Genomic DNA, 4,329 nt, shown 5'->3' on the forward strand with positions numbered 1-4,329 from the left:
GGACGCCGCCGAACAATCATTGTGGAGAAGCCCTGCCGGGTAACCGGCGGGGCTTCTCTGCGTTTCCGGGCCCTTTGTCGGCGAAGGCCGGGAGAGGCTTTCTGCCCGGCCGGCGCGATTCTCCGGACGGCGTCTCGCGCGACCCCACTCGTCGGTGCGTCCCGCGGGCCGCACCGGTGGAAGTGACGAGCCATCACGAGCCATCACGAAGCACGACGGGTGACGACGGGGCACGGCGAGGCACGAAGAAGCGGACCCGGCCGGGGAGGGTCGGGCCCGCTCTGCGGCGCCTGTGGGGAGCGGCGGCTACTGCGTGGCGCGTCCCCAGGCGGGCCGGCTCTCCCATTCCTCGGGAGTGTTGGTGACCTGGGTGACGGCGGAGCCGTCGGCCTTCATCGTGTAGACCTCGGCGTTGGCGCCGGAGGGCGCCTGGGCGAAGGTGACCTGCTGGCCGTCGGGGGAGTAGGCGGCGACGCCGTAGAAGGTGTCGGACGGCGCCGGCGTGAGCGCGGTGACGGCGCTGCCGTCGGGGTGGACGGTGTAGATGCCGCCGCCCGGCGCGTAGTCGGCGCCGGCGGGGTAGGTGGTGAAGAGGATGTGGGTGCCGTCCGGCGACCAGCTGGGCCGGTCGCCGGCCCGCAGGGCCCAGGGGGTGAGCTGGCGCATGCCGGTGCCGTCCGCGTTGATGACGAAGATCGCGGTGCTGTCCGCGGGCTGACCGGTGGCGCCGGTGCGGTAGGCGAAGGCGAGCTGGGTGCCGTCCGGCGACCAGGTGGCGTTGTCGACCCGGCCGGAGTACGGCTTGTCGTTGGTGAGCATGGTGAGGCGTTGGGCGTTGGTGCCGTCGGCGTTCATCACGAACAGGTCGGAGTACTGGATCTGGTTCTGCTGGTCGTCCAGGGCGCCCCAGGCCCGGCTGAAGGCGATCAGTTTGCCGTCGGGGGAGAACGCCGGGGTGCTCTCGTCCTCGTTGAGGCAGTCGGGGGCCTCGTCCTGGCAGATCTGCGGGACCTGCCGGGGCTCGCCGCCGGTCGCGCCGATGGTCCAGAGCCTGGCCTTGCCGGCGGCCGTGCGGCGGTCGAAGGCGATCGTCCGGCCGTCGGGCGACCAGTCCGGGTGGTCGTCGACCGAGTCGGCGGAGGGCTGGGTGATCTGCTGCTTCCCGCTGCCGTCGGGGGCGACGGTGAAGATGGCCCCGGTGGTGCGGCCGGGGTCGAGGAACACCCGGGTGGCGATGAGGCCGTTGTGTGCCGGGACCGCGGGGGCCGCCGGGGCGGCCGCGTCGACGACGGGCGCGGCGGAGGCCGAATCGGCGGGAGGGCCGTTCTCCGCGGCCGAGGGCATCAGGTTGCTGTCGGCTCCGCACCCGGTGAGCAGTGATCCCAGGAGCAGGGAACAGGCTGCCGCCCCGTACGAAACTCCTCTGCCGCGCATGTGTCCGTCTCCGATCCAGGACGAGAGCCCGTGAGCGGGCGCCTGTCACTGTTGCAGACGGTGGCCGTGAGGTGACGGACCGACACGCGACTCTCCGCGATCGAATGGCTACCAGAGGTTTCGGCAGCTGTCCGAGCGGGAAAAAAGCCCGGCTCGCGGAGCGGCCGTCGGAGGCCCCGGCCAGATCCCCGGGCAGATCCCCGACCTGGCCCCCGGACACGCCCCAGGGGTGGCTACGGCCGGCCGCTCCGCCGCCGGGCGCGGCAGGCTCCTCCCGGGTGGGGCGGAACCTGCCGGCCGGGCCGTCGGCGCTGCCTACTTGCCCTGCTCCTTGGCCGCTTCCTTGGCGGCGTGGCGCTCGGCCTTGGCGGCGGCCTCCGCCTCGTCCTCGGCCTCGGCGGCCTCCAGGGTGGGGGCGGTGCCGCCGAGCTGGGCGGGCAGCCACCAGGTGTCGTCCGGGCCGGAGGGCTTGGCGGGGTACTCGCGCTGGACCTGGTCGAGCATCTCCGTCATCGCGGCCCGCAGGCGACGGGTGACCATCACCGGCTTGTCTCCCGGGGCCAGCTCGATCGGCTTGCCGATCATGATGGTGACCGGGACGTGGCGCTTGGTGAGGGTCTTGGGGCGGCCCTTTGTCCAGAGCTGCTGGGTGCCCCAGAGGATGACCGGCAGCAGCGGGGTGCCGGAGTCGGCGGCCATCCGGGCGGCGCCGGTCTTGAACTTCTTGAGCATGAAGGAGCGGCTGATGGTGGCCTCGGGGAAGACGCCGACCACCTCGCCGGCCCGCAGGGCCCGGACGGCGGCGTCGTAGGCGGGCTGCCCGTCGGTGCGGTCGACCGGGATGTGCTTCATGCCGCGCATCAGCGGGCCCGAGACCGCGTGCTTGAAGACGTCGTCCTTCGCCATGAACCGGGTCTTGCGCTTGCCGCCCCGGACGGCGCCGAGGCCGGCGAAGAGGAAGTCCAGGTAGCTGATGTGATTGCTCACCAGCACAGCCCCGCCGGTGGCGGGGATGTTCTCGGCGCCCACGATCTTGATGCGCACGTCGAGCGCGCGGAAGACGGTGAGCGCGGCTCCGATCACCGGCGGGTACACGAACTCTGCCACGGTCAGCCCTAACTTCCACGGGCCTGGTGCCCGGTCCGGCGGTACCCGCGACGTACGAGGGCCGACCGGAAGGCGCGGCACGCCGCGACGGCCACGGGTGATACAGGACGATGATCCCCCGAACGACTGCCGTCTGTCACGTGCGGACGCGGCCCGGCCCGGTCCGGGGCCCGCCGGGCCCGGGACCGGCCGGTGGCGGTGGTGCTCAGCCGGGCTGGGTGTGCGGCCGCACCTGGGCCCGGCGCAGCAGCAGGTACATCTCGCACCCGAGGCAGTAGCCGAAGGCCGCGTTGAGGAAGGCCGCGGCCAGCGCGGCCGCGGTGGCGAGCAGGCCCAGCCAGGTCAGGCCGGTCAGGTAGCCGGTCGTGCCGACGACGGCGAAGCCGAGGCCGACGGCCTGGGCGAAGCGCGGCGGGCGGGCGTCCTCCGTCTCGCCGGGCGGCCCGAGGCGCGGGCGGACCAGGGTCCGGTAGAGCCAGCCGTACGGGGAGTGCTGCAGGCCGGCGAAGGCGCCGACGGCGAAGACCAGGGCCTGGACCGCGAGCAGCGCGCCGCTGCCGGTGACGAGTACGGCGGCCAGGACGAGGGAAGTGAGGACGGCGGCGAAACGGGGGCCGCGCGGGTCGATCTGCATGAGGGGGCTCCGGGGCGGGGCTCGGGCGGGCTGACGGGAGCGGGTCAGCGACAGCGCGAGGCCGTGGCGCGGCACAGGTCGACCACCCGGCGGGTGGTCAGGCGCGGCAGCGCGGGGCGGTAGGAGTCCACGGGCCGATGGTACGCGGGGCGCTGCCGGCGGGTCGACCCCCGGGGCCGGGCCCACCGGGCGCGGTCCCCCCGGGCGCGACCGGTCCCGGACAGCGCCGGGCCCACCGGCGGGGGCCGGTGCCGGGTGGCGCACACTGGAGCGATGACCGGCTTGATGGTGTGCGTTGCCGTGCTCGCGCTGGCGAGCGCGTTCGGACTGCTGCGTGCCAGGCGCGACGGGAGGCTGCGGGTGCGGACGAAGGACGACGCGGTGCGGCTGTCCGCCTCGGAGCTCGGCGCGGAGCTGGGCGAGCGCGCGACCCTGGTGCAGTTCTCCACCGCCTTCTGCCAGCCCTGCCGGGCCACCCGCCGGGTCCTCGACGAGGTCGCCGGCATGGTGGCGGGAGTGGCGCACGTGGAGATCGACGCCGAGGAGAAGCTGGACCTGGTCCGCCGGCTGGAGATCCTGCGCACCCCGACCGTCCTGGTGCTGGACGCCGGCGGCCGGGTGGTCCGGCGGGCGGCGGGCCAGCCGCGCCGGGCGGACGTGATCGCGGCCCTGGGCGAGGCGGTCTGAGGCTGCCTCGGTCCGTGCCGCGCGACCTGGGCGGGACCACGGCGAGCCTTTAGTTGATCAAGCTAGGGTGTGTCAAGACCACGGTCGCTCCCGTCGTGGCCGGTGAATCTCACAGCCGATGTGCCGCCCAGTCAGGTGGTGTTCCGCCCGGGCTGGGGCAGGATGGGCGCAGACGGTGGTGCAGCCGTCCCCAGGCCCGCTCCGTGCGGGGATCGCCCGAGGTCGGGGCGGGCCGGGGGACGCTCGCCCGGGGGTCGGGCAGCGCTAAGCTACTGGCCAGTAGTGACGGCTAAGCTACTGGCGAGTATGCTGCCAGGAAGTTCCGGACGGGCACGGGAATTCGCTGCCCGGAGCGGGCGCGTGGCGTAATCGCGCCCGCTTGCACCAGCCGCAGCCGCCGGACGAGACCAGTACAGGAGACAGGCCGTGAGCTTGAGGATCGTTGTCTGTGTGAAGTACGTGCCCGA

At 73.6% G+C, this 4,329-nt stretch carries 4 protein-coding genes; 1 reads left to right on the forward strand and 3 read right to left on the reverse strand.

Features of this window, described 5'->3' with window-relative positions; all coding sequences use genetic code 11:
• Positions 1-306 precede the first annotated feature (306 nt).
• The 3 genes from IE329_RS39595 to IE329_RS39605 form a co-directional block, all read right to left on the reverse strand.
• Entirely contained in the window at positions 307-1,344 is a 1,038-nt protein-coding gene (locus IE329_RS39595) for a TolB family protein (RefSeq protein ID WP_190215916.1), read from the reverse strand.
• Positions 1,345-1,749: 405 nt separating this feature from the next.
• Positions 1,750-2,541: a lysophospholipid acyltransferase family protein gene (locus tag IE329_RS39600; protein ID WP_190215917.1), complete on the reverse strand. Its 792-nt coding sequence runs from the start codon at positions 2,539-2,541 to the stop codon at positions 1,750-1,752.
• 205 nt (positions 2,542-2,746) lie between these two features.
• Positions 2,747-3,175 (reverse strand): DUF4395 domain-containing protein, encoded by a 429-nt coding sequence (locus IE329_RS39605; protein WP_190215918.1) that lies wholly within the window; start codon positions 3,173-3,175, stop codon positions 2,747-2,749.
• A gap of 273 nt (positions 3,176-3,448) precedes the next feature.
• On the opposite strand from IE329_RS39605, the gene IE329_RS39610 reads away from it, so the two are divergent.
• On the forward strand, positions 3,449-3,862 hold the full coding sequence (locus IE329_RS39610) for a TlpA family protein disulfide reductase (RefSeq protein WP_190215919.1): 414 nt from the start codon (positions 3,449-3,451) through the stop codon (positions 3,860-3,862).
• The last annotated feature ends 467 nt before the right edge of the window (positions 3,863-4,329 follow it).

The organism is Kitasatospora indigofera (assembly GCF_014655955.1).
GTDB classification, from domain to species: Bacteria; Actinomycetota; Actinomycetes; order Streptomycetales; family Streptomycetaceae; genus Kitasatospora; species Kitasatospora indigofera.

Bases quoted from the DNA above. Each gene is read 5' to 3' on its own strand.
- IE329_RS39610 (WP_190215919.1), top strand. From the start codon at position 3,449: ATGACCGGCTTGATGGTGTGCGTTGCCGTGCTCGCGCTGGCGAGCGCG.
- IE329_RS39595 (WP_190215916.1), bottom strand. From the start codon at position 1,344: ATGCCCTCGGCCGCGGAGAACGGCCCTCCCGCCGATTCGGCCTCCGCC.
- IE329_RS39605 (WP_190215918.1), bottom strand. From the start codon at position 3,175: ATGCAGATCGACCCGCGCGGCCCCCGTTTCGCCGCCGTCCTCACTTCC.